A 25252-nucleotide genomic window follows, 5' to 3' on the forward strand; every position below is an offset into this window, starting at 1 on the left:
GCCCGGCACCGGCTCATCGGTCGGCCGCCGACAGGTTCATCGAGGCCTTGAGGGCGTGTTTGTCGACCTTCCCGGCGGGGCTGATCGGCAGCTCGTCGCGTACCTCGAGGAGCTCCGGCAGCTTGGCCCGTTCCAGGCCGTGGTCCTCGTAGAGGTATCGGCGCAGCTCGTCGAGGTCAGGCACTTCGCTGCCCGGCCGTGGCACCACCCACACGCACACCTGCTCGCCCAGCCGCTGGTCAGGGATCCCGAGGCAGACGGCGTGCTGAACGGCGGGGTGAGTGTGCACGAGGGCTTCGACCTCGGCAGGGCTGATGTTGAGGCCGGCTCGGATGATGATCTCCTTTTTGCGCCCGGTGATGTTCAACCGGCCCGTCTCGTCGATTCGTCCCAGGTCTCCGGTGCGCACCCACCCGTCCTGCGTGCGGTATTGGGCGTCCAGCTCGGGGGCGTTGACGTAGCACAGGGGGCTCATCGGGCCGCGTGACCAGATCTCGCCGACCAGACCGTGCGGGACTTCCCGGCCGTCCTCGCCGGTGATGCGGATGGTCGTGACGTCAGGGTTGGGCCGGCCTGCCGTGGTCCGCACGGTGTGGAGATCGTCCTCGATCTGGGTGTGGCAGTTCACGCCGTCCGCCGAGCCGTACAGGTTGACGAACGCGCAGCCGAACGCCTGTACACAGTCGTCGACGGTCTTCGGGTCCACGCCGGCACCACCGCAGACGAGCGCGGTGAGCGAGGACGTGTCGACCCTTTCCGCGGACTCGGGCACAAGCCGTGGGTCCGTCAGCATCTCCTGGAACATCGTGGGCACGCCCATGATGTGCGTGGGCCGGTGCTTCTCGATCAGGCCGACCGCCTCGGTGGCACTGAACCGGGGCATCAGGACCAGACTGCCGCCGAGCACGGCCAAGGTGACCGAGGTTCCCGTAGAGCCGAAGGAAGAGGCCAGGGGCACCATGAACATGATGCGAGGCGGTGTGTCGCCGCGCACCAGCGACCGGACGAACGCACCGCGGCCGCCGGCCAGTGCATTGTGCGAGTAGGCGACCATCTTGGGTTCGGCCTCGGAGCCCGAGGAGACCAGAATGCGCGCGGCCGAGTCCGGGTGGGGCTCGGCCACCGGGTCCAGCGGCTCCGGCAGCCGGGACAGAACGGCGTCGAGCGAGCGCATGCCCGGCAGCGGCTCTCCCAGTACGAAGATTTCGCGCAGCGCGGGGAGCTCAGGGGCGAGGTCGTGCACCATCTGTCCGTAATCGGTGCCACCGACGTGCCGGGTGATGACCGCCGCGGTGGCGCCGGACCGGCTGAGCATGGACAGGGTGTCCTGACGGCGACGGCCGACAGGGTAGGGGAGTGCGACCGCGCCGAGGGCGGCGACGGCCAGGTCGACGGCGCAGGCGAGGCGCCCGTTGGCCAGGTTGACCGCCACGACTTCCCCTGGGCGGGTGCCGGCGTCCGCGAGCGCCCGGGCCAGGCCCAGGGACATCCGCAGCAGCTCCGCGTAGGTGATCGTTCCCTGGTCGTCCAGCACGGCGGGCGCGTCCGGCCGGCTGTGGGCGTGCTCCTGGAAAAGCGCGAACAGGGACTTGCCCGGATAGCGGCCTTCCGTGGCCCAGTGGTTGCGCAGGGCCGCGGGTATAAGATCGTGGAAGACGGTGGTCATGCGTCGAACCTCCAGGGGGCGGTGACGAGCGTGCACTCTTCGCGGACCAGGGCGTGACGGGTGACGTGGTTGCGGTCCAGCTGCCGCAGATCGGTGGTGACCTCGGTCGAAGCGACGCCCGCCGCGGCCAGTTCGCCGGTCCAGATCGCCGTCGGCCTCTTCGCAAGCCGGACGGTCAGCTCGGCACGCAGATCTTCTTCGGGGGCCGAGGGGTCGAGGCCGAGCGACCGGCACAGGCGTCCGACCGCGGTGTGAGAGCGGGCCGAGAGGGCCAGCCAGCCGTCGGCGGTCTTCCACGGGCCGTCGAGCAGAGGAGGCATGGCCGCGCCGCATCCCCTCGCCTTCTGATTCCGGGGCTGCTCCAGCGCCTCGTACTGCAAGACGGTGGAGGCGGAGAGCAGAGAGGTGTCGACGCGCAGCCCGCGACCGGTCTGTTCGCGCTGCAGCAGGCCGGCGAGTAGACCCTCGGCCGCGACCAGACCGCCCAGCACGTCCAGCAAGGTCATCAGAGAGGGCCGGGGGGTATCTCCGGAAGCCATCAGATCGGCCAGGCCGGAGTGTGCCTGCGCCATGAAGTCCGTGCCCAGGGGAGGCTTCTCGCCCAGGGCGTGGCCCCAGCCGGAGGCATAGCCGTAGACGAGACGGGGGTTGACCGCCTGCAGGTCCACGGCATCCAGGCCGAAGACCGCGGCCTTGCCCGGTGCCCAGTTGTGCAGGAAGACGTCGGCGTCGCGGATCACGTCGAGCACTGCGGCGCGGCCGGCCGGAGACTTCAGATCGGCCGGCAGCACTTCCTTGCCCTTGTTCAGGGCGATGAAGCGTGCCGAGCAGTCACCTGCCATGGGTGGGATGCCTCGCAGAGGATCCCCCTCCGGCGGCTCGATGCGCACGACACGGGCCCCGAGCAGGTGGAGTACGTGGGCGGCCATCGGTGCCTGAACGCGGCGGCCCGCTTCGACCACGGTCAAGCCCTGCAGCGGCAGGGAGAGTTCAGGCGCCATGAAGTGCCTGGCGGAGCGTTGTGCCTGGCCGGCGGGCGGCACCGGCGTTGTGGGCGGTGTGAAATCCCAGGGCGCGGGGACTGCCCCGTGGCGGACTGCGTCAGGGTCGCCGCGGCGCTCCGCCATGGTGCGCACGCGGCACAGGCTCATGCCGGTCCGTCCTGCGACCTCGGTGATGGCTTCGAAGGGCAGTGCAGCGGCGGCCGCGGAGAGTGACTTCGGCAGCGGGCAGGTGGCCTGGGGGTAGCGCAGCACGAAGGGCCGCCAGGCGCGGCCGATGTCCGCTGGTGCCACACCGAGTTCCGACCAGAACGCCAGCCAGGGGCCCGGCTCCAGGGCTTCCACCTCGAACAGAACCCCGTCCCGGCTGCGGAACGGAGGACCTGCCTCCGGAGTGTCCTGCGGCAGTACTTCCTCTTCGTCACCGGTGGCGGCGGCCAGATACTGCGAGACCGTCAGCAGCGCGGCGTGCGTGACGGAAGTGCCGGTACGTGTGATGGCGGTGCCGCGTCCGCGTGCGATCAGAGAGGCGAGTACACCCTGTACCGCGAGGACTCCCGCGCATGTGGACGCGTAATCGAGGGGGAGACGGGTGGGAACGCCGCGCCGCCGCCCATGCACGGCCATCAGGCCGGCCACAGCCTGCACGGCGGTCTCGTCCGCTGTTCCCGGGGCGTCGCGGCACGCCCAGCCGATGTGACAAGTGAGTCCGGACTCGTCGGTGCCGGGCGGAAGGAGGTGCAGGTTCCCGTCCTCGGGGTTCCCCTCGGGGTGCCTCTGTAAAGAGGCGCCGAGACAGGAGAGATGACGCAGTGCTATGTCACCGGCTGGGAAGCGGCCGGAGTGCAGCGCTGTCCAGCCGGCGAGGACGCCCGAAGCCTGCTGGTTCTGTCCGGGGTGTACGGATTCCGGTGATGATGCACCGGACACGCGGGTGGTGCGGGATGCGGCAGTCGATTGCATGCTGATCTCCTTGGCAGCGCTTCGCCGCCCTGTCGGTGTGAGGACAGGCGGCAAGGCGTCACTGGTGACGTGAGGGCCGTAGGGAGGAGCGACGTTGAAGAATCGTTTCGGCCGTGTCGGCTTGTTGGTCCGGCCCCGTGGGCGGAGTGCTCTACGGCCGCGAGGGCCGAACGGTCACGGGCGCGAGGGCGGCGCTGGTAGGCCTCGTATCGCCGAGTGGGGCGGAGGCCGGCCCGGCAGCCGTGTCGCCGGAGGAGGGGGATACGAGTTCCAGCGAGCCGTCCATCCGGCGTACGGCGATGCGGCTGGAGCGCAGGAATTGATCGGTGCTTTGCTGCGCCGCACGCGTGTAGGGAGCGGCCGCATGCGGCAGAGCGATGCCCTCGGCGCACAGTTCGCCGGGCAGACCTGCGGGCAGCCTACGTCCCGATCGGTCCACAATGTGCACGTGAACGTTGGGTGATGGCCGGCCGATGCTCGGTGCAAGCGCCTGCTCGGCGTCCGCCGGGTGAAGCTCGGTGGCCGTCCACGGCAGCGGGCCGCCGTCGCCGCTGTATTCGGTGAGGAGGCGGGTGCCCGGCCCCCGGCCGAAATGCCGCCGCACCAGGTCCTGAGGACAGCGGTCGCCGGTCAGGACAACCGTTCCGGGTCCGGAAACGGCGGTCGCCTCTGCGGAATCGAGGAGCTGCCGGTACTGCGGCGGGGTGAGTAAGGAGTCCGTGCCTGCGTCGCCGGGGTGGCGCGTCGCGTCCGGGCCGGTGGCCTCGGTGGGAAGGGCCCGGCGGAGTGTGCCCCCGCAGGTGAAGGCCCACCACATGGCGGAGAGGAAGACGCCTTCCCAGGGCTGACCGTAGACCCTGACTTCGCCGGACGTCCGGCCCACGCGCCGGATCCGGGAAACTATGGCCGATACCCAGGCGGCGTGGGTGGAGTACTGGGCTCCGGGCTGGTGCCCGGTCCCCGGGGCGACCAGGAGGTAGGCTTCATCGGTGAAAACGGAGCGTGGCTGAGGGTGAGGGATGGGCGTCCCGCCGGGCGAGCGCTCGGTTCCGGGGTCGTCCGGAACCAGGACCTGGCAATGCCGCTGCCACACCGAACGAGCGGGGCCGCGCACGACTGCGTGCCGTGTCCGGGTCAGGGCCGCGATGGCCCGGGCCCGCTCAGGGGGAACGTGCCCGACGGGGACGCACGTTCCGCCTGCCTTGAGCACGGCGAGTTGATCGATCGCCGTATGCAAAGGATGGACGCTGAGAACCACGACCGGTTCGCCGGTCCGAAGGCCCCCTCTGAGCAGGGACGATGCCAGCCGTCCGGACAAGTCCTCTGCCTGTCCGTAGGTCAGACGGTCCTGGCCGACCGCCACCGCGACCTTGTCCGGCTTCTCCCGAGCGGTACGGGTGAACAGCGCGTCGAGAGTGGTGGCGGGTACGGGATCGAGATTGTGCTCCCAGCTCCGTAGTTCCTCGGCGTCGGCCGGGCATAGCAGGGGTACGTCGGAGACGAGGGCGGCGGGTGCGTACGCATGGCACCAGGCGTGGATCAGGCGTGCCGTCTGGCGCTCGACACAGGTGTCGCGCACGGTGAGGCTCGCATCCGTGCGTTCGTGGATTTCGAGCTCGACGCACCCCGGGAGCTCGGATGTGCTGTTGTGGGTGTCGACGACGAGCGCCGTCGCATCACCGGCGAGTCGAGCGATCGCCTGTACCGCCTCGCGCAAGGGCATCTCCGGCGAGAACGCCGGGCGGCTGCCCTCGTTCCGCTTGGTACGGATGCGGACCACACCGTCCACTGCCTGCTGTCCGAGAACGATCAGTGCCACCGTCTGCAGGACGTGACGTCGTGCGGCGCCCCACTGTGCGGATAAGTCACCGATCTTTTCGGCATCTTCGCCGGATATGTCATAACAGTGACCCGGAGCGTCTTCTCCCCAGCCCATCGGGCAATCCCCCCGCTGCCGCTAGAAACATGCGCCTGCGCCACGAAGGGCCGTCACTGGCCGCGTGAAGGTGGCGCGCACTCCCCCGTGGAGTAGCTAAATCACTACTCTAGCGTCTTGCTCTAGTCAAGAACTTTGAAAAAAGTGCTCTACAGACCTCGCCGCCGTAGGTGGCTCCCATTGACTAGAGTCTCCATCTAGATGCATCCTTCAGTGAGACTTCTGATGGTTCGGTGGCCCGGTGGGGGAGAGGCATGGCCAGTGTGCTGCACGGGAGGAGGGCAGCACTGCTGCTGCTCACCTCGGTCGAACTGGTGGTGTTCCTTGACGTTTCGATCGTCAATGTGGCCTTGCCCGCCATCGGCTCCGGTCTGGGGCTGACGGTCGTCGGCCTCGCCTGGGTCGGCACGGCCTACCAAGTGACGTTCGGCGGCTTCCAGCTGGGGGCGGGTCGCGCGACCGACGTGCTGGGCAGGCGACGGTTGTTCCGGGCCGGGCTGGCCGTCTTCACCGTCGGCTCCCTGCTTGCCGGGCTGTCGGCGTGGCCCTGGATGCTGATCACGGCGCGGGCTCTGCAGGGTGTGGGAGCGGCGATTCTCGTGCCCGTCGAGCTGTCTCTTCTCACCGCCATGTTCGCTGAACCCGCCGCCTACCGGCGGGCGTTCGGCTGGTGGAGCGCCATGGGAGCCGTGGGCGCCGCAGGCGGGGTGGTGCTGGGTGGTCTCATCGTCCAATTGCTGAGCTGGCCGTGGATCTTCCTGATCAATGTGCCGATTGGTCTGGCGGGGCTGCTCATGAGCGGCCGTCTGCTGCCTGCGGACGACCTCACCGCGACCGCGCGGGTACGCAGCCGCCTGGACCTGCCCGGCATCGTCACCGGAACGGGAGCACTGTTGCTGCTCGTCTACGTCGTGACCGTCGCGGCCGAGGACGAACTGGACCTGCTGACGGTCCTGCTGGGGCTCGCCGGGCTCGCTCTGGGAGCCGGGTTCGTCGCGGTCGAGCTGCGCTCGGCGGACCCGTTGCTGCCCTTCCGGTTCTTCCGCCGCCCTGACATCACCGGATCTACCGTGGCGAGCGCGATCGTCGGGGCCGCACACGTCCCCGCCTTCGTCTTCCTCGCGCTGTACTTCCAGGAAGTGCAGGAGTATTCGGCCCTCGCCAGCGGGCTCGCGGTGCTGCCGATCGCTGTCGTCAACCTCGCCGTCTCCCGTCTGCTGATCCCCCCGGCGCTGGCGGCCTGGGGCCCCCGGGTGGTGCTCACCCTCGGCATGGCGCTTCTGGCCGTCGGTCTGATGTTGATGAGCAGGCTTCCGGTCCGGTTCGATTTCGTGACGGATTATCTCCCCGCCGCGCTCGTGTTCGCCGTGGGGCTGCCTGCGGTGTTCGTCGGGTCGACCATGCCGGCTGTGAAGGCGGTGAGTGAAGGTGAGACCGGGGTGATGTCCGCCGTCGTCAACACTGCCCAGCGCATCGGTGCCGGCCTCGGTGTCGCCGTCCTGGCTGCCATGGCCGACGCTCGTACAGCCTCGGTCGCCGGCTCGCGCGCCGAAGCGCTGGTGGAGGCCTACGGGCTCGTCTTCCTCGGAGCTGCCCTCCTTGCCGTAGCGGGTGCAGCGATCGGCCTGTGGCTGGTCTGGCGCGGCCGGGGCTTGGGAGGGGCGCGCGGGAAGAGTGTGTCCGAGGGAAGTCAGAACGCGGAACCGGCGGACGCCTGAGCGGGCCCAAGGCTACGCGGCGACACGGCCAAGAGTCCCTTCCTCGGGAGTCCATGGGCTGCTCGTTACGCGGACCACCTTCCTCTCCTTCGCCGGCCCCACGGAACGCCTCGATGCTCCGGGCCGGTCGTGACGTCGCTCCTGTGTCTGCGCCAGGGCGAACCGACGGTCCGTACCCCTAGGCCATAGTCCGTGTGCGAGCTCTCGCACTGCCCGGTATCGTCCGCAATGCGTGATCCACCCGCATTGCTGCGACATTGTTCTGCCGGGCAGCCGTAGAGGTCGGCAGAGGAACGGGACCACATGGCAGAGCCCAGCAGCAGCACTCCCGCGGGCAGCTCATCCTCCGTACGGGAGGCTCTGACGCAGCCGGGCGGGAGGGGCGAGCCGGTACAGGCCGGAGCAGCGGGCCGGTGCATCCGGTTGCTCTCCGGCCGTGTGCCCGCGCGGCTTTCCGGGCGTGTGCCCGCGCGGCTTTCCGGGCGCGCGCACGCCCGTCGCTTGGGCCGTCTGCCCGCCCGGCGCTCCGGCCGCGTGTCCGTACTGCGCTTCGGCCGTGTGCCCGCCACCGTGGTGGCTGCCGCCGCTGCCCTGGTCTTGCTGACGGCAGCCGCCCCGGCACCGAACAGTGCCGGGGCACCACCCTCCCGCGCGTCCCGCCCGGCGGCTCCGCCGCGGTTCGTGCCCGGCCCCTGTCCGGCGACGCCTGAGCCGATCGCCGCGCTGAGCGCCGCACGGTGCGGTGTCCTGGAAGTGCCCGAGAACCGTGCCCACCCCGGCCGGCGGACCATCCGCCTGGCCGTAGCGGTCATTCCGGCCGCCTCCGCGAGGCCTGCCGGTGACCCGGTGGTGTTCATGGCGGGCGGTCCCGGCGGCGACACGTTCGACGACATTCCCTTCCTGACAGCCTCCGGCCTCAACCGCGATCGCGAATTGATCATCATGGCCCAGCGCGGCAATCGCTACTCCCGGCCGGACCTCGCCTGCCCGGAGGTGGACCGGTTCAACGCGAAGGCCGTAGGGCTGCGCTACGGCACGCCGTCGACGGGACGGCTCCTGCTGCGCGCCGTAAAGACCTGCCGGGACCGCCTCGTCTCCGGCGGGATCGACCTGAGCGCCTACAACACCGCCGAGAACGCCACGGACTTCGCCGACCTGCGCAAGGCCCTGCGCATCGCCCGGTGGAACGTCTACGGATACTCCTACGGCAGCAACCTGGCCCTGACCTACCTGCGCAAGCACCCCCGGGGAATCCGCGCGGTCGCGCTCGACTCGGTCGCGCCTCCGCAGGTCGTGAGCCTGCCGTGGACGTGGAGCAGCGCCCGGGAGGGGATCGGCGCCGTCCTCGCGGCGTGCGCGGCCGAGCCCCGCTGCAAGAGCCGCTACCCGCACCTGCCTCGTACGCTGACGCAGCAGGTGCGCAGGCTGGAGGCCCGGCCCCTGACCCTGAACGCGCGGCCACCGCGCGGCGGAGACCCGGTGAAGGTCGTCCTCGACGGGGGTGCGGTCGCGGACCTGCTGGTCGCCAGCACCGTCCGGCCCGTGGACGTGCCGGCGGCGATCGACGAGCTCGCCCACGGCCGCCCGGAGCGTTTCGCGCAAGCCCGCGCGGCCGGGTCGGTTCCCGTCGTCGGCGAGACCGCGCACGGCCTGGCGCAGTCGGTGGCGTGCAGCGAGTGGGTCCCCGGGCATGCGGCGTCCGACCTGCTCAAGGCCGGACGCCGGGCCTTCCCCGGATGGCCGGACCCGGTCCTGGCCCAGGCACCGCAGCTGCCCTTCCAGAAGGAACTGTGCCGCGTCTGGGACGTTGCGGACCGGACCCGCTCCCAGCGGGTGGCGACTTCCAGTGCCGTGCCGGTGCTCATCCTGTCGGGGACGTTCGACACGAAGACCGGGGCGCGCTGGGGGCGGTACGCGGCCCGTACGCTGCACCGCTCGACCACCGTGCTGATCCCCGGAACCGGCCACTGGGTGGTTCCGCAGTCGCCTTGCGCGCAGCGCGTGCTGGCCTCGTTCCTCGCGCGTCCGACCGCGCCCGACACCGGTTGCGCAGCCGGTCTTGCACCGAAACCGTTCACGATCAGCCCGAAGTGACTGGGAGAGCCGGATGGCACTCGACCGCACGACGCCCACCCGTCGCCGCCGCACCGCGCGACGGTCGCGAGCCGCATCGACCGGCGTGGCGGCCGGGCTCCTCATCACCGGACTGCTCGCAACGCCTGGTCACGCGGAGCACGGCACCGGTTCCGGCTCCGGTACCGGCGCCGGAACCGGTACCGGAGCAGCGATCGGCACGGTCGCCCGAACGGCCGGCGACGCCCGCTTCGTACCGGGCCCCTGCCCCAGGACGGCCGACCCGGTCCCCGCGCTCAAGGGAGCCCGCTGCGGCACGCTCACCGTGCCCGAGAACCGTGCCAGGCCGAACCGCCGGACGGTCTCCCTCGCCGTCGCCGTCGTGCCGGCCGCCACGAGCAAGCCCGAGCCCGACCCGGTCGTGTGGTTCGCCGGCGGGCCCGGCGACGACGCCGCCGGGGAAGCACAGATGGCGATCGACGGCGGCCTGAACCGCGACCGGGACGTGATCTTCATGTCCCAGCGGGGAACGTACTCGGCCCGGCCGGCGCTCACCTGCCCCGATGTCGACGAGTTCAACGCACGCGTCGTCGGCCTCGTCTACGACGCGCCGTCCACCGGGCGCCTCCACGTCAAAGCGACGCGGGCCTGCCGCGAGCAGCTCGCACGCCGCGGAGCCGACCTCAGCGCCTACAACGACACCGAGAGCGCCGCCGACTACGCCGACCTGCGCGTCGCCCTGGGTATCGACAAGTGGAACGTGTTCGGCATCTCCTACGGCACCGACCTGGCGCTCATCTACATGCGGCAGCATCCGAAGGGGATCCGGTCGGTCGGTATCGACGGGATCCTGCCGCCGTCCACGGCGGGGGCGGCCCTGGCCTGGAGCAGCGCACGGCAGGGCTTCGACGGCCTGTTCCGGGCCTGCGCGCAGCAGCGTGCGTGTGACCGCCGCTATCCGCACCTGGCGGCCACCTTCACCCGCCTCGTCCGGCAGCTCGAAGCCCACCCGGTCACCACCACCGTCACGGTCCCCGGCCACCCGCGGCCGGTGAAGGTCGTCCTGGACGGCGGGGCGTTGGTGACGTGGCTGACCTCCGCCACCCACCTGGCGCCCGGGGTCCCTCGCTCCCTGGACGAGCTGGCCCACGGCAAACCGCAGCGGATCGCCGAGCAGTGGGCGAGCGGCAAGGTCAGCCCCCAGGCCGTCGGGAGGGTCTCTCACGGACTCGCCTACGGCGTCTTCTGCAGCGAGTGGGTGCCGTACGAGAAGCAGGGCGACGTGATCCGGGCGGGGAGGCACGCATTCCCCTCCTTCCCCCGCTCGGTACTGGCCCAGGCTCCCCAGCTCCCCTTCCTCCACGCGGACTGCGACGCCTGGCACGTCCCCGCGGCGCCGCGCTCGATCCGCAATGCCACGCGCAGCAGCATCCCCACCCTCGTCATGTCGGCCGGGTTCGACGCGCAGACCGGGGCACGCAGCGGGGCGTACGCCGCCCGTACGCTGAAGCGGGCCACCGTCGTCACGGTCCCCTACGTCGCCCACGTGGCCTTCGCCGCGTCGCCCTGCGCGCAAGCGATCACCCGCTCGTTCTTCAACGCCCCGGCCGCCCCGAAGACCGGATGCCTCAGCAGCCTCAAGCCGCCCCGCTTCGAGGTCGGGCCGTGACGGCGGCCGAGTCCGGCGGTGCGTGGACGGCGCACCTCACCCGCAGCCGGCGGGCGGCTGAACGCCGGGCGCGTAGCGTTTCCAGTCCTTGAGGCCGCGGCGCAGATTGCGGGTGCACAGGGAGCGGGCGACACGGTTTTCATCGAGGTCCCACAGGCGGACGGTACCGTCGTCGCTCGCGCTGGCGAGCCTCGTTCCGGTGGGCGCGAAGGTGACGGTGTCGATGAGCTGTTCGTGACCGGTGATTACGGCGTACGGCTGGTAGGCGGGCGTCTTCCACAGCCTGATGGTGCCGTCCCCTCCCGAGGCTGCGAGCAGCGTCCCGTCGCGGTTGTAGGAGAGTCCGTGGACGACGTCGGAGAAGTCGGTGATCGTCCGCTCTTCCTGGCGGTGTGACCGGACGTTCCAGATCTTGAGCTGGTTGTCGTTGGAGGCGCTGGCCAGGGTCCGGCCGTCGGGGGTGAACGCCAGCCCGCGTACGGAATCACTGTGGTGCCCCAGACGGACGGGGTGGGCGGCCGGGTCGGTGAGATCGAGGAGGTGGATCCAGCCGTCGTCGGAGCCGAAGGCCAGGGTCTTCTCGTCCTTGCTGATCGCCATTGCACAAGGCGCGGCATCGGCGGGCCGGTAGGTGAGCGGCTTGTCGCGCGGGGGATGCCAGACATAGACGGTGCCGCCTGCTTCACCTGCGGCGAGGATGCGAGCGGTGGGCCCGAGCGCGAGCCCGCACACCTCCCTCTGCGTGGCGTAGGCGTCGCGCTGACGCCGGGTGGTGGTGTCCCACAGGCGCACGGTGGCGTCGTTGCCGCTGGTGGCCAAGGTGGTGCCGTCGGCCGAGGCGGCGGTGCGATAGACATGGGCGCCGTGGCCGGCGAAGATCCCTTCGCGGTGCCGTGTCGTGACGTTCCACAGGCGGGGCGTGCTGTCGGCGCTGGAGACGAGGAACGCGCCGTTGCGCAGGAAAGTGACGGAGTGTGCTTGGCTGCCCTGGGCGCCGGGCAGGAAGCCTTGCGCCAGATCCCACAGAGCAGTGCTGCCGTCCTCGGCGGTGCTGACCAGTGTGCGGCCGTCAGCGGCGAAGCCGATGCCGCGTACCGGTGCGGTGTGGCCGGGCAGGGTGATGGCCGTGGTCCGGTTGGGCACGCTCCACAGGCGGACCCTGAGGTCCTTGCCGCTGGCCGCGAGCAGCGTGCCGTCGCGGCTGAAGGCGACGGACGAGAGGTTGTTGGTCGCCCCCGTGAGGGTGGCCACCGCGGCGTGGTCACCGGTCATGCGCCACAGACGGGCGGTGTTGTCGGAGCTGACGGTGGCCAGGAGAGCGCCGTCCCCGGAGACTGTGGCGGCCGCGACGGGCTCGCTGTGCCCCTCGTACGTGTGGACGAGCCGGTGGTCCGCGACGGACCACAGCCGCGCGGTCCGGTCTTCACCGCCGGAGACGAGACATGCGCCGTCGGGGCTGAAGGCCACCGCCATCACGACTCCGGTGTGGCCCCCGTGCAAAGGGCTGCGCCGAAGGTCTCCTGTGTCGATGAGAGTGATGCCGGCGGCGCGGTCGGCGACGGCAAGGGTGCGTCCGTCGGGTGAGAGGGCGAGGGATTCGACGGGCCCCTCCATGGCGACGGTGGCGGTCCTCGCCCCCTGCCGGAGGTAGACCTCCGTGCCCCGGGCGGCAGCGACGGTGTGCCCGGCCGCGTCGAGCGCGACGGTACGGAGGGGGCCGCTGCCGGTTTCCCAGGTGCGCAGGCTGCGGCGGTGGGCTACGTCCCACAAGCGGACTCCGCCGGCTGTGTCGTGGGTCGCCAGCACCTGCCCGTTGCCCGAGAGGGCTTGACCAACGGGCCGCGGCGCGCCGGCGGGGGGTTCGAGCCGGCCCGCGAGGAAGTCGTTCTGGGCGCTGAACAGGGCACCGCGTGAGCGAGCGTCCGGGTAAAGGTGGTGCGCTTGGTAGGCGAGCAACGCGGCGACCTCCGGACGGCCCTGGGCCCGGGCGTCGGCCGCGAGTTCCGCGAGTTGTCCGGACCAGGCACGGTCGGTCTCCTGCTGCGCTCGAGAGCTCTGCTGCCCTGCGACGAAGGCTACGCCGCCGAGCAGCAGGGCGAGCACGGTCAGCGTCGCCGTGAGCAGCCGCAGGCGGTGTACCCGGCGGCGCTCGGCGCGGGAAGTCGCCTCCTGCTGTTCCACGGACGCCCGGAGGAAGGCGAGCTCGGGCTCCTGCAGGCGGCAGCCGGTTTCTGCCAGGTCCTGGGCGGCGAGCAGCCGGGTCCCCTGGTAGAGCAGGTGGGGGTCCTTTCCTTCCTCCTCCCATGCCCGGGCGGCCGAGACCAGCTGCTGGTGGGCCCGGAGAGAGGTGCGGTCCTCGTGGATCCATCTCCGCAGCCGCGGCCAGGCACGCAGCAGTGCCTCGTGGCTGATCTCCACATGGGAGGCGGTTGCCGTGAGCAGCCGCGCGCCCGTGAACGCCTCGACGACAGCCAGGGCCTCCGGGGCCACGGCCATGAGCTCCGTCTTCTCCACGCGCCGGCGTGTGTCGTCCTCCCCGTCGCCGACGCGCACCAGCCTCAGCATGACCTGGCGGGCGACCTCTTGCTGGGGGGAGCCGAGCCCGCTGTGGACGCTTTCGGCGGTGGCGGCCACGGCGCCGCCGATGCCGCCGGTGCGCTCATAGCCCGCGACGGTGAGCACGCCGCCGGTGCGGTGCTGCCACGTCGCGCGCAGCGCGTGGGACAGCAGGGGCAGGGCACCCGGCTCGCAGGTGCGGTTGCCTCCGGCCGCACTGTGGGCTCCCAGGTCGCGCAGGAGCACCTCGACGAGACCGGGTTCCAGGCTCAGCCCCGCGGCCGCTGCGGGGCGGTTGATCGCCTCCCGCAGCTCCGCCTCTGTCATCGGGCCCAGAGGCACGGTCCGCGCCCGCAGCGCGGCCACCAACTGCGGGTGGGCCAGGCAGTGACCGTAGAAGTCGGCGCGGATGCCGAGGGCTACGGACTGCCCCGCGGCGGCCCTGCGGCACAGCTCGTCGATGAACCGTTCGCGCTCGTCCCCGTCGGTGCACAGGGTGAACAGCTCCTCGAACTGGTCGACGACGACCAGGGCCGGGGCGCCCTGCGCCAGGTTGCGCGGCACCGCAGCGAGTTCCTCCACCGGCCGGGAGGTCGGAGTCAGGCACCTGACCTCGACGGTGCCCGGATGCTGCCGGGGGAGGGCACCGTCCAGCACAGCCGGTGCCAGGCCCGCTTTGAGCAAGGAGGACTTGCCCACACCCGAAGGCCCCATCAGCACCAGGGGGTGACCGGCCGTCCGGGCGTCGCCCAGCACGCACACCAGCTCGGCCACCGCCCGGTCACGACCGAAGAACCAGCGGGCGTCACGCGTCGCGAAGGACGTCAGCCCCGGATACGGGCACTCGTCCGGTGCCGGCAGACCGAGGAGGGCGAGCAGCGCGCCGCCCGCGTTCAGGACGTGATCGCACGCGCGGGCGAACTTCTCCGTGGGCCGCTTCTCCCCGTTCTCGATCCGGCTGATGTGGCTCCTGCTGTACGGCGTGGTTGCCTTCAGCCGCGCCTCCAGCTGGGCCAGCGACATGCCCCGGTCCGCGCGCATCCGCCGCAGTGCGCGTCCGAAGGGCGTGCCGTTGCCCGTCACGTCCGTCTCGTCCGTCACACCCGCCACGTCCGTTATGAGCTGCTCCGCTCCCTGCTGCCGGCCACCGGCACCCCAGCCTCGGGAGGCGCCCGTGACCTGGCTTACCAGAGCGGAAAAGCGCAGGTGGCAGCGTTGTCCCTTGTCCATCTCTTTGGGCGACGGACAACTCCTTCACCGGCCCTCGCTCCCGGCCGAAGGATGTGATCGGCGTCACCGGCGGGCACTCCGTTCCGCCGGGGCCCCTTACGAACAGGAGCTTCCATGCGCGCATTTGCCATCGCCTCCGCCCTGCTGGCCGCGGCCGCCCTCACCACGTCGGTCGTCCAGGACACGGCGGCCGCCGCCCCCGCGTCCGTGTCACCGGCGGCCCGGGCCGGCGTCCAGGCAACGAGGACAACGGTCTTCAACTGCGTGGTGGGCGCCACGGCCGACGAGGACTGGTGCGGCGACGCCGTCAAGGTGGGACCCGGCGAGACCCTGCGGGTCACGCTCGACTCCTCCGGCGGGTACAACGCCGTCTTCAAGGCGCAGGACGGCTCGGGTCACGAGCTCGGCCGGAGCGGGACCGTCCACCCCGGCGGCAAGAACAAGCACATCTGGCAGAACCACACCAGCGACACCGTGACGGCGAAGATCATCGCCGACGTCGCGTTCCACACGGTCGCCGTCCGGCTGAAGGGCAAGTACGAGGTCTCCTGACCGACTCCCGCTCGCCCCGGAAGGCATCCCGGCCTGCCCGCCGGGATGCCTTCGGGGGCCGCCGTTGCGCTGCTGCCCCTCCCTCCTGACGAGACGAATCCCTCCTGAATCCCTCCTGAACGAGACGAAAGGACACACCTCGCCATGCCGGACTTCTCCGCCGCGCGCCGCCGGTTCGCCGTCGCCGCCGCCTGCCTCGGACTGACCCTCGCTCTCGCCCCGGCCGCCGAAGCCCGGAGCACCTCCCAGGCCACTGCCGCACCGGCCCCGGCCCCGGCCGCAGCTCCAGCCCCGGCCGCAGCCGGAGCCGCCGGCGCCGGGCGCGTATGCCTCTTCCTCGCCCCGCGCGCCGTGGGCAACCTCGGCCACGTCGGCTGGGCCGTGATGAACGGCGACGGCCGCTGGTACTCCGGAGCCACGGAGACCGACGACGTCAAGAGCGTCAACGGCAACTGGGTCCACGGCCCGGACAATGTCAGCGTCATGCTGCACCACTTCAAGACCAAGCGCGTCGACGGCCCGTACAAGAGGTACCGCTGCACCGGCACGCCCACCGGGGCACCCCTCAACGCCGTGAACACGTTCAAGCGTCTGATGAAGACCGAATACCGGCTGCACGACAACAACTGCCTCACCCGCTCCGTCGCCACCTTCAAGGCCTACAGCGGCGCCCTCAACGGCCTCGACAACGGGAACTGGACGCCCCCCAACCTCTACTTCGACCGCCACCTGAGCACCTGGCACTGGGAGACCGCCCAGGACCTGTGACGCGGCAGCTCTGCCACCACGCCGCACGGCCGGCCGTCGGGTCCACTGCGACGGCCGGCCGCTACGTGGGGTTTGCCCGGGCGGCTGCCGGCGAGGTGACGCGGCGCCTCCAGAAGGGGTGTGCCGGCCAGCGGCGTTCCTGGCTGTAGGCGTGCGCGTGGTGGCCCCGGTACGCGTCGGCGATGCCGTCCAGGAACGCGGCGTAGTCCGCGAGGGCCTCGGTGACGGCACCGCGCAGGCACAGGTCGACCGTGCGGCCGGCGCGGGCGCCGGTGTGCAGGGCGGTGAGGATGCCCTGGGAGGAGAGCGGGTCGAAGGAGAGCGCGGCGTCTCCGGTGGCGAGCCACCCGGCCCCTGCGGGCGGCGAGAGGCGCAGCCCGTGAGCGGCGGCCCAGCGCGGAGCAGTCGCGGGCGGGGCGTACCCCTTCAGCCGGCTCTCCAGGTGCCGGGTGCGTACGGCATGGGCCAGGAATCCTGCCGGTGTGCGCAGCGCGGGAGGGACGAGGTCGGTGTCGGTCAGATACGCCACGATGCGCCCGGCGGGAACCCTGACGGTGTACCACCAGCCGTCGGGCACGGCTTCGACGAGCGTGCGCAGCTCCTGGTCCTCGCCTCGGCCGTGCAGTGCGCGGCGGTCGAGGAGGGCGTAGGAGGCGATGAGCCGGTCCTGGCGGTCCCGGGCGGCCCGGCGGCGGCCGATGACGCAGCGGCGGCCGGTCGCGTCGACGACCCAGTCGCAGAGGAGTTCCTCGGCCTCGCCAAGGAGTTCCTCGGAGTGGCCGAGGAGTTCCTCGGCGACGCCCGCCCGGCGCAGGGTGACCCGCTGGGTGGGGCCCTGGGGGAGGTGGCGGACGACGGTGGCCCGGCGGAGCTCGCAGCCCGCGGCCACGGCGGCACTGCGCAGAGCGGCGTCGAAACGGACCCGGTCGAGGTGGTGGCCGTGCCCGTTCGGGTCGAGGACGTCGCTGCGGTCGTAGAGCTCCGGCGATCCCCAGGAAGCGAGGACGCCGGTGGACCGCAGGTGCCGGCCGGCCGGGAGGACGTACGGCCAGAGCCCCAGGTCGTGCAGGAGCGGCCGGGCCGCGGGCGGCAGCGTCTCGCCGATGGTGAGCGGTGCGGTGCCCGTGGGCGGGTGGGCGTGGTCGTCGAGATGGTTGTCCGGATGGTCGTCGACGAGGAGGACGCGGCGGCCGGTCCGGGCCAGGACCAGGGCCGTCACGGCGCCCGCGGGGCCGCCTCCGGCCACGATGACCTCGAAGCGCCTGTCCGTCGTGGGCGCCGGGCGGGTGTTCACCGCCGGTCCGGGTAGCGGACGGTCTTTTCGAAGTAGCCCGCCAGCACCTCCTCACCGGGGCGGCCGGTGGCCTGCACGGCGGCGTCCACCGCTTCGTCCCGGCGGGCGGGGTCGGCCGCCTCGGGTACGTGGAGGCACAGCAGGTTGCGCTGGTCGGAAGGGGCGTGCTCGGGCGTGAAGCTCACTTCGGACTCCACCAGCATGGTGCGGGGGAGCTGCGGGTCGTCGGTCGCTCCTTCGCGCCGTTCGACGAGGCCGAGCTTGCCGAAGTCCTTGACCATGGCGTTCATCTGGGCGGCAGGGGTGGTGGCGGGCAGCCACCTGTCCCACACGGCCCGGTTCTCGAAGGCGGTCCGGCGCTCGTCGGGGGTGCGCGTGGTGTCGACGGCGGTCCGGTAGCCGGCTTCCGTGAGGACGTGGTTGGGGACCCGTGCCGGCCAGAACGTCGGCAGGTAGGGGTCGTACCGGGCGGCGTAGCCGGAGCGGCAGCGGGCGGTGTCGGTCTGCCAGGGCACGGCCATCCACCGGGTCAGGTCCCCCGGCGCCTGGGCATGCAGCGGACCGTCGTCGGCGAGGGCCTGCTGGGGCGTGAGGACCGGCCCGTAGGACGGGTCGGGCTCGGCGGTGTCGCGGTGCCGCAGCCGGAAGGGTGCCGCGTACAGGGTGGGCTGGCGCATCGGCCAGGTGAACTCGCAGCCCGGGTGGAAGGCGTCGGCCAGGCAGAAGGACAGGACGGCCCGGTCGAGCGCCTGCGGTTGCTCGGCCAGGGGCAGTTCGCCGAGGGACGCGGGCAGCGCGGCGGCCGGGTCGTGGTCGGCGTCGAAGTCCCCGTCGGCCCAGCGTCTGAGCAGCCGGTACTGCAGGGAGGTGAGGGCCAGGTGCTGCCGTGGCGAGGGCGGCCGCGTGCCCATCGCGTCCCCGTAGATCGCGGGCCAGGGAACGGGGGAGGCGGCGTCGCGGTCCATGTCCCGCATCGCGGCCCAGATCTGGTGGCGCAGTTCGGCGTTGCGGGGGTGGGGGTCGGCCAGCCGGGCCAGCCGCTCGGGTTCGAGGAGGTGCTCGCGGCCGGCGTGCCCGAAGTGGGTCGCGAAACCGTGGTTGACCCACTGCAGGTCGCACAGGCGCCGCAGCAGCGGCAGCACCTCGCGGGTGAAGGAGACCCGCTGCGGGGCCGCGAGCGCGCCCGCGGACACGAAGGTGTCGCGCAGCAGGTCGTACATCGTGCGCACCGACTTGAGCTCCGGCGCGTAGTTCGGGGGAGCGACCACGACCCAGGCGGGGTCGACCGGTACGCGGCGCCCGTCGATGCGGACTTCGGCGGTCACGGGTCCGTCGGAGACGTCGTCGTGCCAGGTGTCGTTGTTGGCGAAGTGGCCCGCCGGGGTGTTGTCGTGGGAGGCCGAGACGCCACGGCCGCCCAGGAAGACCAGCCGGCCGGCGGCGTCGGTGCGCAGCTCGCCCAGGTAGACGGGCTTGTCCATGAAGGTGCCGGTGTCGAAGACGTACTCGGGCCTGCCGGAGCGGTTGCTGCCGCGGATGGACCGGGGCCCGGGGTTGATGACCAGCCGGTGCCGCTGGTCTGCGGGCACGGTGGCGTTGCGCAGCATGGTGGCGGGGGCCTGGGCCGCCTCCGGGATGTCCAGGGCCAGCTGGAACTGGTACCAGGCGGCCTTCTTGTTGACCACGTGCACGGTCCACAGGAGGTCGGCGTTGTCGGAGGTGATCTCGGCGACCACCTCGCCGGCGGCGTTGTAGCCGTACACGCGGAAGCGGGCCGCCTGGCGCTTGAGGGCGCCGGTGGCGTCCTTGTAGCTGCCGGTCGGCAGCGCAGGGGCGTCCTCCACCTCGGGGCCGAGGAAGAACTCCTCGGCGCTGTCACCGATCCGGGCCACCCCGATCGCGGGGTGGATCGCGGCCCGGACGATCCGGGTGTCGCGTCCGGGCGCTTCGGTGGACGCCGGCCGCGCTGGTCCGGGCTCCACCACCGGGACGCCGTTCGCGTCGCGGCGGCGCGCGGCGGAGGCGGCGTAGACGACCTTGCGGGCTTCTCCGAGGCTGCCGACCGGCTGATGCTCGGAGAGAGTGTGCCAGGGGTTCCAGGCGAGGTTGTCGGCGTAGGCCTCCTGGCCGCGGGCCGTGACGTCCTGCTGGTGCAGGGTCAGCCGCGCCACCTTCACCGGAGCGCTGAGCGACTCCTCCCAGCGTACGGTCGCGCGGTCCAGCGGCATGGCGTCCGGATCCGTGCGGAACTGCAGCATGAGATCGAATACGGCCTCGCCGGCGGCCAGCCGGTGCCGCAGGTCGCCGCGGAAGAAGGAGGGGTTCTCGTCCGGCGGAGCCGCCTGCGGATCGCCGTCCGGGCAGCCGCCCGGCACGAGCTTGTACTTCACGTGCCGGTCCGCGCCGAAGGCGTACGGCAGGACGCCCCAGTACGTGGCCGTCAGCACGCTCTCCTCGGGTTTGCGCATCTCGCGCAGGATCCGGTCGGTGAGCGGATGGTCATTCCGGTAGGCCACGGGGTCCTGCTGGAATTCGCACATGTCCCGGGCGGTGTCGACGAAGAAGACGTCGTGGTTCTGCAGGATCAGGTCCTGGGTGCCGGCCCGGCTGTCCTGCTCCAGGAGCTTGGGACCGGGCACCCCGAACAGTTTGATGCCCACACCGACGGTCCTGCGCAGATCCGGCCGGTCGGGGAGGACGTCACTGGAGAACCGCACCCAAGCCGTCAGCCCCTGCCGCTGCTCAGCGGCCCGCAGGAACCCGATGCACAGCTCCGGCGGGAGAGCGGGATCGACGGTGAGGACGCCACGGGCGGCGCCGTGGCACTTGACGAAGACCGGCCGCAGGACCGGGTCCTGCCCCTGGGCGATCCTGCTTCCCATCCGCTTGTCCACGAACTCGGCCACGAGGGGCGCGACGGGGTCGGCGGCACAGCCGGGGAGCGCCTCCGGGGAATCCCCCGGGACGGCGGATGTCCCGCTCATGGGGTGACCCTTCTGTCGGTGGAGCGGCGGTTTCGTGGTTTCTGGCGGAGACGGCTGGCGTATGACTCCCCGTTGGTTGCCCGCCGTAACACGAAATGCGGATAACGGATGAATGGGCGGGTGGAAGGTCACCCAGGTGCGGCGCGGTGACGGCGGCCCTCGCCGACGGTGCCCGCCTGGCTCTGCTGCCTGCGGCGACGGGCGCCGTGCACGCGATATCTGCCGGGAGCCGCGTACGGTCGGGCCGGCTTCGGCCGCATCCGGCCCGGGTCCGTCCCGACTGCGGACTGAGCGGAATCAGCCCGGCGTGAGACAGGCTTCGAGGGCGGCCCGCTGCTGCTCGGGCAAGTGCTCTCCCAGGGGAGCCCGGCGGGGGCTGTCATCGCCTTCGCAGATCCAACTACGCTCGCCCGGGTCGAACCACCAGTCCTGGGCGTCCCACCCGGGATGCCCCTGGAACAGAGACCCGGCCAGCGATTCGTTCGCCTCAGCGCGAACTCCGCCTTGCCCTGGCTCTTCGTCACTGGTCATGCCGGCTTACTACCCGGCAGCCGCTCGACGGCGGGAACAGCGCACCACCAACCGCCGAACCATGGCGATCTCCTGTCCGGGAAGGAGCAGAGGCCGTGCGATGGGGCGGCTTCCTCGTTGCCCGGGAACCCGTGCCCGGCACCGTAGACCCCTCGCCACAGCTCCCGCATTCACCCGAACGGGTCGCCTGCCCCACACAGGCACTCACAGGGACCGGGCGCATGATGCTATGTGGGTATTGGCACATCTGGTCATGCCCCACCCACGGGGCCCACTCAGGCTCAGCCCCAACTGGGCTGACCTTGCTCATCCGAAAGGATGTGACCGCCGTGCTCCGCCTACGCGTTGCGGGAATCGCTACCGCGCTTGCCGCCGCTCTGAGCACCACGCTGATCACCGCCACCACGGCTCACGCCGGCGTCGGGACCGTGAACATCGAGTACTTCAACTCCTCCAACACCAGCACCGGCGGAGATGTTGACGTCTTCGCCAATCTGCTCGCGCCGCAGTGCGACAACAACTCGGTCCCCTCCGGAACCGCCACGGCGAGAATCACCAACCACACCGACCAGACCATCACCACGGGCAGAGGCTCCTGCGGCAGCGTTTCAGGAGAGCAATTGGTCCCCCCGGGGCAGTCGATCACTATGTTGATCCAGGCGGTTCCCGTCACCACCATCCACGTCACCGAACCAGCGGGACTGTGAGAACCGACCGGCCTTCCCACCCACGCACTCCCTGCTCACCGAGGTGAGCAGGGAGTGCGAGGTCGCTGATCTTTTAACTGGCCGGTGCATGAGAGCCGGGCCTCCCGCACAGCTCGTGCCTGACGAATCACAACCGAGCGGCGGGAGGCTTGGTGCTGCAATCCCAAGTCGACGTGATGTCGCCCGCCTCAAGCCGTTGACGCGTGATCGCCTCGCGCACCACTCCAGTAACAGCGGGCATGGGCCGTACAGGCAGCCGCTCCGGCATTGCTCACATCGGCAGGGGATGCCGAGCCGGTGGGAGGGTTGAGGAGTGCCATGGCCGCGTTGTGGTTCGGGATGCCGCTTGTGGCATCCACGCCCCACCGGCTGGCGTCCGCGTCGTCGTAGGGGAAGAACAGCACCCCGTTTCTCGGCGGCCTCTTCCACCGCTGAGAGCACCCCGGTCATCGCCGTACACCCCAGTTCATAGGGTGCGCCTCACGCGTCCCCCACGAGGCGTCGGTCCTCCTCGTCCCACTTTCGGGTATCCCGGGGCTGGGTGTAGGGCTCGGTCTCGGGCGGCAGGCCGCCGGCGATTGCTCGCTGGCGTACGGTCTCGGCGTCGAACTCCAGCCCCAGCAGGACGGCCAGGTTGGTGATCCACACCCAGAGGAGGAAGACGATGACACCGGCCATGGTGCCGTAGGTCTTGTTGTAAGAGGCGAAGTTGGCGACGTAGAAGGCGAAGGCGGCGGAGGCGATCATCCAGATCACCAGGGCGAGGAAGCTGCCGGGGGTGATCCACCGGAAGCCCTTCACCTTGGCGTTCGGGGTCGCCCAGTACAAGATCGCGATCATGAGGGTCACGAGGACGACGAGCACCGGCCACTTGGCGATGGACCATACCGTCACAGCCGTGTCCCCGACACCCAGCACGGTCCCGGCCTGGCGGGCCAGTCCGCCGGTGAACACCACGATCAGGGCGCTGACGACGGAGAGCACCATCAGCACGACCGTCACGCCCACGCGCAGCGGAAGGACCTTCCACGCCGGGCGGCCCTCCGGCATGTCGTAGACGGCATTCGCGGCGCGGATGAATGCCGCCACGTACCCGGAGGCCGACCACACCGCCAGCGCGAGGCCCGCGACCGCCATGGTGGAGCTGACGCCGGCGTTGCTCTGCAACTGCTCCACAGCCTGCATGATGATGTCCCTGGCCGGGCCGGGAGCAAACTTCTTGATGTTGGCCAGCACCGACTCGGTCGCCGACTTTCCGGTGACACCCAGAAGTGACACCAGCACCAGCAGCGCCGGGAACAACGACAGCACCCCGTAATAAGTCAACGCCGCTGCACGGTCGGTCAGCTCATCGTCCTTGAACTCCCGCAGGGCGCCCTTGAACACGGCACCCCAGGCCCGCTTGGGTAGCTCCGTCGGCGCGTCCGGTGCCCGGCGCTCCACGTCGGGCCCGGGCCCGGCATCCTCGGGCGCGGGCGCCTCGCGTGCCCGGTCACCATCGCTGCTGCCGTGATGTGCTTTCCACCCTGGAAGATGCAGCTTCGCCATATTCCCCGGGTGCCCTCTCCGGCTCCGCCTACGCCACCAGGACGCGCGGCGGACACGGCGGCGGCCACTCGGACCGGTGCCGGACCGACCCTGATGCCGCCTCCGGCGTGCCGCCGCGCATGCACGCCGCGGTGGCGGGTACGACCCCTCCCGTACGAGGGACGTCGCGGAAGCGGCAGAAGAACGAGGAGTGTCGCAAGTGATTCGAAAGCTGCAGGCGGTCGCGCTGGACTGCGCTGATCCGGTACGGCTCGCGCAGTTCTACGCGGATCTGCTCGGCGGCCGGGTGGTAGTAGACCCCGAGGATGCCGGCTGGGTCGAGGTGCACGGGTTCGAGGGCACACCGCTGGCCTGCCAGCGGGTGGACGGCTACCAACCGCCCGACTGGCCCGGCCAGGAGCGCCCGCAGCAGCTCCACCTGGACTTCGACGTGGACGACCTCGACGGAGAGGAGAAGCGGGCACTCGCCCTCGGCGCGACCGTGCTGGAGCGGACGGACCAGATCCGGCCGGGAGCCAACTGGCGGGTCTACGCGGACCCGGCCGGCCATCCGTTCTGCCTCTGCCTCCACTGAGTCCACCGGGCCCGCTGCGCCGACTCAATCGCTGAATAGGTGTCGGAACTGCTCGACGATGCCGGACCGCGCTCCGAACAAGCATCCCCTAACGGGTGAATCGTGTGACCGTCGGCGCCATGACATGGGGAATCCCTGCTGTCCTGGGGGTGGCCCCATGCCATGGCGCCGCAGGTAGCCAGCCGTTCCTTTCGATGAAGGAGGACCGGATGCGACGTATCGCCGCTGGCTCGACGCCCACCGTCAATACACCGGACCAGCCGTCCGGCATCACCCGCGGGGAGCCTCACATGCCACTGCGCAAGCCGATCACGGCACTGTTCGCGGTCATGACACTCGTTGCCGCAGCGCTACTCGGATTGACCGCCCCTGCGGCCGCCGCCGACTGTCCGGCCGGCAACTTCTGCATGTTCACCGGAACCGATTTCACCGGCACTCAGTTCAATCTCTACCGGTGTGACACGTACGCGCTGTCGGACTGGGAGGGCTACGGATCCTGGATCAACAATCAGACATCCGGGACGCGCGCCCAGTTCCTGGGCCAGAACCACAACGTCATCTACACCACGCCTGGCGCTTACTCCGCCAGCTCCAGCCACGACTGGACGCCCGTCTGGTACGTCCGCAACTGTTGAACCGAGACCCGGGGGCCCGCCCGGGCTCGCGCCGACACCGCGTATTGGCCGGGCGCGCCCCTCAACCAGCACGCAGTGCCTGACCATCAGGAAGCACCCTCCTCGACTGCGGTGTTGGGTAGCAGCCGGACCACGACCGAGAACATCCCCAATGTGAGGGCCATGCTCAGCGCACCGAGCAGATTCGTGACCACCGGCGGGAGAGACACTGCCACCGCAAGTACGACGGGCCACGATGAGAACACCAGGCCCGCTAAGGTGACACCTCCTGCCATGGGTAGCAGGAACAGCTTCTGGTAGCCCGTAAGGCGCGCATGCAGATGAGACAGGATCAGAGCAGTCGCGAGGCACGCCGCGGCCATGTAGACCGTCAGGTGGAATGGAATGCGGCCGAACACTCTGAACGGCCAGGGCTCGTAGTAGGTATAGATTCCGGCATGCATGAGAACCAGCTCGCCCACGATGTCGGCAGCCGAGCATGCCACAAGGAGCTTCCACATGCGGGCCCTGGGACTCCTGCTGCGGGCAACCGTGAAAGCGGTGAAGCCCATAGAGCTGAACCACACGATCCACGCAGGAAACAAGAACGGCACTTCGTTGTGCCCCCAGAACACGTAGACCTTCGGAGTGCCCGCAGCGGGGAAGAACTGAACGAACGTGAGCGCGTCATAGATGACTTCGGTGAACGCGCCGACGAGGGCAGAAGCCACCATCCAGAGGTGAAGCCCTGACCGCTTCGTGATCAGGACTAGCAGTGCCCGGATGATAAAGGCCAGCGCGGCCACGGTCAGGGTCGCGGTGGCAACGTAGTAGGTCTCCGAGGGCACGAGAGGCCCTTGAGGCGGAG

At 70.7% G+C, this 25252-nt stretch carries 16 protein-coding genes; 8 read left to right on the forward strand and 8 right to left on the reverse strand.

Annotated elements, in window-relative coordinates; genetic code table 11:
• Positions 1–13: 13 nt before the first annotated feature.
• The 3 genes from ACSNOH_RS06060 to ACSNOH_RS06070 all read right to left on the reverse strand — a co-directional run bounded on the left by ACSNOH_RS06060 (position 14) and on the right by ACSNOH_RS06070 (position 5449).
• Complete coding sequence (locus ACSNOH_RS06060) at positions 14–1666, reverse strand: class I adenylate-forming enzyme family protein (RefSeq protein ID WP_436720145.1); 1653 nt, start codon at positions 1664–1666, stop codon at positions 14–16.
• Positions 1663–3630 carry a CoA transferase gene (locus ACSNOH_RS06065; protein ID WP_436720146.1) on the reverse strand — a complete coding sequence of 656 codons (1968 nt, stop codon included), beginning with the start codon at positions 3628–3630 and terminating at the stop codon, positions 1663–1665. Before ACSNOH_RS06065 ends, ACSNOH_RS06060 begins: the two co-directional genes overlap by 4 nt.
• A 151-nt stretch (positions 3631–3781) precedes the next feature.
• Entirely contained in the window at positions 3782–5449 is a 1668-nt protein-coding gene (locus ACSNOH_RS06070) for an AMP-binding protein (RefSeq protein ID WP_436720147.1), read from the reverse strand.
• 371 nt (positions 5450–5820) lie between these two features.
• Here ACSNOH_RS06070 and ACSNOH_RS06075 point away from each other — a divergent pair, with 371 nt between their 5' ends.
• The 3 genes from ACSNOH_RS06075 to ACSNOH_RS06085 all read left to right on the forward strand — a co-directional run bounded on the left by ACSNOH_RS06075 (position 5821) and on the right by ACSNOH_RS06085 (position 11026).
• Positions 5821–7284 (forward strand): MFS transporter, encoded by a 1464-nt coding sequence (locus ACSNOH_RS06075; RefSeq protein WP_436720148.1) that lies wholly within the window; start codon positions 5821–5823, stop codon positions 7282–7284.
• Positions 7285–8037: 753 nt separating this feature from the next.
• Positions 8038–9378, forward strand: coding sequence for an alpha/beta fold hydrolase (locus ACSNOH_RS06080; RefSeq protein ID WP_436720149.1), 1341 nt, complete (start codon positions 8038–8040; stop codon positions 9376–9378).
• A 13-nt stretch (positions 9379–9391) separates the two neighbouring features.
• Complete coding sequence (locus tag ACSNOH_RS06085) at positions 9392–11026, forward strand: alpha/beta fold hydrolase (RefSeq protein WP_436720150.1); 1635 nt, start codon at positions 9392–9394, stop codon at positions 11024–11026.
• 36 nt (positions 11027–11062) lie between these two features.
• Here the strand turns inward: ACSNOH_RS06085 and ACSNOH_RS06090 are convergent, their stop codons facing one another.
• Positions 11063–14692 carry an nSTAND1 domain-containing NTPase gene (locus ACSNOH_RS06090; protein WP_436720151.1) on the reverse strand — a complete coding sequence of 1210 codons (3630 nt, stop codon included), beginning with the start codon at positions 14690–14692 and terminating at the stop codon, positions 11063–11065.
• 234 nt (positions 14693–14926) lie between these two features.
• Here ACSNOH_RS06090 and ACSNOH_RS06095 point away from each other — a divergent pair, with 234 nt between their 5' ends.
• Both ACSNOH_RS06095 and ACSNOH_RS06100 read left to right on the forward strand, forming a co-directional pair.
• A complete protein-coding gene (locus tag ACSNOH_RS06095) occupies positions 14927–15364 on the forward strand; it encodes a hypothetical protein (protein WP_436720152.1) in 438 nt (145 codons plus the stop codon).
• Between the two features lie 144 nt (positions 15365–15508).
• Positions 15509–16132: a hypothetical protein gene (locus ACSNOH_RS06100; protein ID WP_436720153.1), complete on the forward strand. Its 624-nt coding sequence runs from the start codon at positions 15509–15511 to the stop codon at positions 16130–16132.
• A 61-nt stretch (positions 16133–16193) separates the two neighbouring features.
• Here ACSNOH_RS06100 and ACSNOH_RS06105 read toward each other — a convergent pair whose 3' ends face one another.
• Positions 16194–17426 carry an FAD-dependent monooxygenase gene (locus tag ACSNOH_RS06105; RefSeq protein ID WP_436720154.1) on the reverse strand — a complete coding sequence of 411 codons (1233 nt, stop codon included), beginning with the start codon at positions 17424–17426 and terminating at the stop codon, positions 16194–16196.
• A complete protein-coding gene (locus tag ACSNOH_RS06110) occupies positions 17423–20410 on the reverse strand; it encodes a LodA/GoxA family CTQ-dependent oxidase (RefSeq protein WP_436720155.1) in 2988 nt (995 codons plus the stop codon). The genes ACSNOH_RS06105 and ACSNOH_RS06110 overlap by 4 nt, the downstream gene beginning before the upstream one ends.
• 851 nt (positions 20411–21261) lie before the next feature.
• On the opposite strand from ACSNOH_RS06110, the gene ACSNOH_RS06115 reads away from it, so the two are divergent.
• Entirely contained in the window at positions 21262–21648 is a 387-nt protein-coding gene (locus tag ACSNOH_RS06115) for a hypothetical protein (protein ID WP_436720156.1), read from the forward strand.
• 480 nt (positions 21649–22128) lie between these two features.
• Here the strand turns inward: ACSNOH_RS06115 and ACSNOH_RS06120 are convergent, their stop codons facing one another.
• Positions 22129–23196, reverse strand: coding sequence for a YihY/virulence factor BrkB family protein (locus ACSNOH_RS06120; RefSeq protein WP_436720157.1), 1068 nt, complete (start codon positions 23194–23196; stop codon positions 22129–22131).
• A 199-nt stretch (positions 23197–23395) separates the two neighbouring features.
• Between ACSNOH_RS06120 and ACSNOH_RS06125 the strand changes: the two genes are divergently transcribed.
• Positions 23396–23770, forward strand: coding sequence for a VOC family protein (locus ACSNOH_RS06125; RefSeq protein WP_436720158.1), 375 nt, complete (start codon positions 23396–23398; stop codon positions 23768–23770).
• A 209-nt stretch (positions 23771–23979) separates the two neighbouring features.
• A complete protein-coding gene (locus ACSNOH_RS06130; protein ID WP_436720159.1) occupies positions 23980–24405 on the forward strand; it encodes a peptidase inhibitor family I36 protein in 426 nt (141 codons plus the stop codon).
• Between the two features lie 86 nt (positions 24406–24491).
• Here ACSNOH_RS06130 and ACSNOH_RS06135 read toward each other — a convergent pair whose 3' ends face one another.
• Positions 24492–25232, reverse strand: coding sequence for a hypothetical protein (locus tag ACSNOH_RS06135; RefSeq protein WP_436720160.1), 741 nt, complete (start codon positions 25230–25232; stop codon positions 24492–24494).
• Positions 25233–25252: the final 20 nt, after the last annotated feature.

Origin of the sequence: Streptomyces sp. URMC 127 (assembly GCF_051386535.1) — a bacterium.
Taxonomy (GTDB): Bacteria; Actinomycetota; Actinomycetes; order Streptomycetales; family Streptomycetaceae; genus Streptomyces.

Bases quoted from the DNA above. Each gene is read 5' to 3' on its own strand.
- ACSNOH_RS06060 (WP_436720145.1), bottom strand. From the start codon at position 1,666: ATGACCACCGTCTTCCACGATCTTATACCCGCGGCCCTGCGCAACCAC.
- ACSNOH_RS06065 (WP_436720146.1), bottom strand. From the start codon at position 3,630: ATGCAATCGACTGCCGCATCCCGCACCACCCGCGTGTCCGGTGCATCA.
- ACSNOH_RS06075 (WP_436720148.1), top strand. From the start codon at position 5,821: ATGGCCAGTGTGCTGCACGGGAGGAGGGCAGCACTGCTGCTGCTCACC.
- ACSNOH_RS06085 (WP_436720150.1), top strand. From the start codon at position 9,392: ATGGCACTCGACCGCACGACGCCCACCCGTCGCCGCCGCACCGCGCGA.
- ACSNOH_RS06095 (WP_436720152.1), top strand. From the start codon at position 14,927: ATGCGCGCATTTGCCATCGCCTCCGCCCTGCTGGCCGCGGCCGCCCTC.
- ACSNOH_RS06100 (WP_436720153.1), top strand. From the start codon at position 15,509: ATGCCGGACTTCTCCGCCGCGCGCCGCCGGTTCGCCGTCGCCGCCGCC.
- ACSNOH_RS06110 (WP_436720155.1), bottom strand. From the start codon at position 20,410: ATGAGCGGGACATCCGCCGTCCCGGGGGATTCCCCGGAGGCGCTCCCC.
- ACSNOH_RS06120 (WP_436720157.1), bottom strand. From the start codon at position 23,196: ATGGCGAAGCTGCATCTTCCAGGGTGGAAAGCACATCACGGCAGCAGC.
- ACSNOH_RS06130 (WP_436720159.1), top strand. From the start codon at position 23,980: ATGCGACGTATCGCCGCTGGCTCGACGCCCACCGTCAATACACCGGAC.